The organism is Actinomadura darangshiensis, from assembly GCF_004349235.1.
Classification (GTDB): domain Bacteria; phylum Actinomycetota; class Actinomycetes; order Streptosporangiales; family Streptosporangiaceae; genus Spirillospora; species Spirillospora darangshiensis.
Window position 1 is genome coordinate 1 of the sequence record NZ_SMKY01000489.1, and the last position, 4,051, is coordinate 4,051.

General features: G+C 76.9%; 3 protein-coding genes and 1 pseudogene. All 4 read left to right on the top strand.

Annotated elements, in window-relative coordinates:
* Nucleotides 1-538 (top strand): annotated as a pseudogene (locus tag E1293_RS45185) (hypothetical protein); the annotation flags it as partial.
* A 73-nt stretch (nt 539-611) separates the two neighbouring features.
* Complete coding sequence (locus E1293_RS48305) at nt 612-1,811, top strand: hypothetical protein (RefSeq protein ID WP_165978697.1); 1,200 nt, start codon at nt 612-614, stop codon at nt 1,809-1,811.
* A gap of 62 nt (nt 1,812-1,873) precedes the next feature.
* On the top strand, nt 1,874-2,602 hold the full coding sequence (locus E1293_RS45195; RefSeq protein WP_132206037.1) for a response regulator transcription factor: 729 nt from the start codon (nt 1,874-1,876) through the stop codon (nt 2,600-2,602).
* On the top strand, nt 2,599-4,051 hold a 1,453-nt coding region (locus E1293_RS45200), incomplete at its 3' end, for a sensor histidine kinase (RefSeq protein ID WP_165978698.1). The genes E1293_RS45195 and E1293_RS45200, both read left to right, overlap by 4 nt.

The following is a 4,051-nucleotide window of genomic DNA, read 5'->3' on the forward strand; positions in this document are numbered from 1 at the left end:
CTGCGGGGCCTGCGGCCGGGCCGCGACCGCGCCCGGCCCCCTCGCCCGCACCCCCGCGTGGGCGTTCTGCGCCGCCTACCTCGCCGCCGCCGGCTGCCTCACCCGCATCGCCGCGCAGGCCGCCGTCGGGTTCGGCGAGTCGCCGCTGTCGGGCGGCCCGTCGGCGACGCTGTTCGAGGCCGGGTTCGTGCTCGGCGGGATCCTGCTGCCGCTAGCCCTCGTCCACGCCTTCGGGCGGACGTGGCCGCGGTGGGTCCCCGCCCTTTCCGGACGCCGCGTCCCGCGCCGCCTCGTGCTGTGGCCCGGCACCGCGATCTCCGGCGGCCTCGTCGTCTACTTCGGGCTGATGCTGCTGCAGATGGGCTGGGAGCGGCTGCACGGCCGCAACCCGTTCCCGCCCGGGAGCGGCCTCGACCTGCCCGAGGCGTTCTTCTGGGTCGCCGTCCCCGCCTACTTCCTGTGGGGCGCCGGCATGGCCGCCGCCGCCCGCGCCTACGCCCGCCGCACCCGCACCCCGTGCACCTCGTGCGGCCACTGACCACCGCATCAGAGGAGTGACATGGTCAATTGGAAGTTATGGTGATTTGTGGGCGGATCGCGATGAGGGGGCCGTGACCGTGAACGACGACCGGGACGACGACCGCGGCAGCGGCGGGTTCGAGGACGGCGGGTTCGAGGACAGGGACGCGCCGCCGGGCGGGCTCGCGGAGCGGGCCGGGAAGGCCGACCGGGCCGCCGCCGAGCGGCTGGAGGAGATCTGGGACGGGCTGGCGCCCGCCGCCGCGTCCGCCGCGCGCCGGGCCGCCACCGCCGGTGAGCCGCTGCGCGACGCCGCCCGCGACGCCGCGGCGGCCGCCGCGGCCCGCATCCTGGAGCAGGTGTCGGGGACGCCCGCCATGAAGGCCGTGGAGCAGGCCGCCCGGGACGCCGCCGTCAAGGCCGCCCGCGGCGCCGCCGAACGCGCCGTCACCGAGGCCCGCGCCGTCGCCGCGGCCAACCCCGCCACCGCGGGCGCCTTCGAGGCCGCCACCGCCGCGATGGCCCTCGCCGAGCAGGCCGCCCGCCACCCCCGTTCCGCGCGCATGGCGGCGGCCGCCCGCCGCTTCGCCGCGACCAGCCCGCTGGCCCGCGCCGCGACCGCCACCGCCCTGGACGTCGCCGGCCGCACCGTCACCGCGACCGCGTCCCAGCCCGTCGTGCAGGCCGCCACCAAGCAGGTCGTGGACGCCGCGATCGACACCGTCGCCGGGGCCGCCGCCGACGCCGCCATGATCGCGGGCCGCGACGTCGTCGCCCGCGTCGTCCGCGAGACCGCCGAGCAGGCCGCCCGCGACCTGGCCGCCGCCGTGCGCGACACCGCCCGCGACGTCGGCCGGGAGACCGGCGCCGCCGCCGAACTTGCGCCGCTCGCCCGCACCGCCGGGGACGTCCTCGGCGCCGCCGCGGGCAGCGCCCTCGCCCGCACCGCCCGCGACCTGGCCTTCCGCGCCGCGGCCGCCACCGCCACCGCCGCCATCGAGGCCGTGCTGCGCGAACTGCTGCGCGACGCCCTCAAACTCGCCCTGCAGGACACCCTGCGCGGCATCATCGTCGACGTGTCCCGCGACGTCGTCGTCGACGTCGTCAAGACCACCTGGGTCACCGCCGTCCGCCCCGCCGCCCCCGCGGGCGGCACTCCGGGCGGCGCTGTGGAGGGCGTCGTGGTCGTCGCGGCCGCCGCCGAACCCGTGCCGGCCACCGACCCGTGGGCCGACGCCACCGACACCCCGGCACCGTCCCGCGACCTGAACCCGCACTCAGAAGATTCTTAGGAAACGATGAGAAACACCCTCCGGTGGACCGGGCGCTCACCGGCGGTGTTTACCGTGAGTGCATGGAGCCTTCCCCGCAGCCCGCGCGGATCCTGGTGGTGGACGACGAACCCGCCGTGCGCGAGTCGCTGTCCAGCAGCCTGGAGTTCGAGGGGTACCGGGTCGCCGACGCCGCCGACGGCGTCACGGCCCTCGAACACGTCGAGAAGGAGGCCCCCGACCTGGTCGTCCTGGACGTCCTCATGCCGCGGATGGACGGCCTGACCACCTGCCGGCGGCTGCGCGCCCTCGGCGCCACCATGCCCGTCCTCATGCTCACCGCCCGCGACATGGTCGGCGACCGCGTCACCGGCCTGGACGCCGGCGCCGACGACTACCTCGCCAAGCCGTTCGAGCTGGACGAGCTCCTCGCCCGCGTCCGCGCCCTGCTGCGCCGCGCCGCCATGAGCGCCGCCCCGCCCGCGGGCGGGGCGGCCGGCGAGGACGTCCTGGTGTTCGACGACCTGCGCATGGACACCGTCACCCGCGAGGTCGCCCGCGCCGGGGCGCCCGTCGAGCTGACCCGCACCGAGTACATGCTGCTGGAGATGTTCCTCACCCACCCCCGCCAGGTCCTCACCCGCGAGCAGATCCTGGAGACCGTCTGGGGCTTCGACTTCGAACCCGCCTCCAACTCCCTGGACGTGTACGTCATGTACCTGCGGCGCAAGACCGAGGCGGGCGGCCTGCCGCGGCTCGTGCACACCGTCCGCGGCGTCGGCTACGTCCTGCGCGCGGCGGCGTCCCCATGAGCACCCGGGCGCCGGTCACCCGGCGGCTCACGAGGCGGCTCACCCTGCGCGCCCGCATGGCGCTGCTGACCGCCGCGGCCGTCGCGCTCGCCGTCGCCGCCTGCGCCACCGCCGGGTGGCTCCTCACCCGCAACCAGATGTACCGCGAACTCGACCGGCGTCTCGGCGCCGTGTCCGGCGGCCATCCCGGCGACCCCGGAGACCCGGGCGGCTACCGCGACGGCGGTCCGCCCCGCGGGCCGCGCGTGCCCCGCGGCGCCCAGGCCGTCCTGGACCTGTGCGCCGCGGACCCCGCGCCCGCCCGCAACCAGTACCCGATGCCCGGCCCCTACGAGATCATGCAGCTGGTCGACGCCGGCGGGCGGCGCTGCACCGTCCCCGGCGCCGGCGCGCTGGAGGTCACCGCGCAGGACGCCGAGGTCGCCAGCGGCGAACGCGACCACGCCTACCACGACGGCACCGGCGTCACCTCCGCCGGGACCAAGGACGACGTCCGCGTCCTCACCCGCTCGTTCCGGCTCGGCGACGGCACCCCCGCCGCCGTGTCCTACGCGATCTCCCTGGACGAGGTCGAGGGGCCGCTGGACAACCTCGCGCTGCTGCTCACCGCCGTCACCGCCCTCGGCGTGCTGGTGTCGGCCGGCGCCGGCCTCATGATCGCCCGCGCGTCGCTGCGCCCCGTGGACGAGCTGACCGGCGCCGTCGAGCACATCGCCCGCACCGAGGACCTCGCCACCCGCATCCCCGAGGAGGGCACCGACGAGATCGCCCGGCTCAGCCGCTCCTTCAACAGCATGACCGCCGCCCTCGCCGCCTCCCGCGAACGCCAGCAGCAGCTCATCGCCGACGCCGGGCACGAGCTGCGCACCCCCCTCACCAGCCTGCGCACCAACATCGACCTGCTGCTGCGCTCGGAGTCCACCGGCCGCGAACTGCCCACCGAGACCCGCCACAACCTGCTCGCCAGCGTCAAGGCGCAGATGCGGGAGCTGTCCAGCCTCGTCGGCGACCTCCTGGAACTCGCCCGCCCCGCCGAGGCCGAACCCGTCCGCGAGACCGTCGCGCTCCACGACGCCGTCGGCCGCGCCGTGGAACGCGCCCGGCTGCGCGGCCCCGGCCTCACCGTCGAGTCCCGCACCGAGCCCTGGCATGTGCTCGGCGACCCCGCGTCCCTGGAACGCGCCGTCGTCAACCTCCTGGACAACGCCGTCAAGTTCAGCCCGCCCGGCGGGACCGTCACCGTCCGCCTCGCCGCCGGCGAGCTGACCGTCCGCGACCACGGCCCCGGCATCCCCGCCGCCGACCTCCCGCACGTGTTCGAGCGGTTCTGGCGGTCCCCGTCCGCGCGGAGCCTGCCCGGCTCCGGGCTCGGGCTGTCCATCGTCGCGCGCGTCGTCGCCGAATCCGGCGGCCGCGTCGCCCTCGAACCCGCCCCCCGCGGCGGCACCC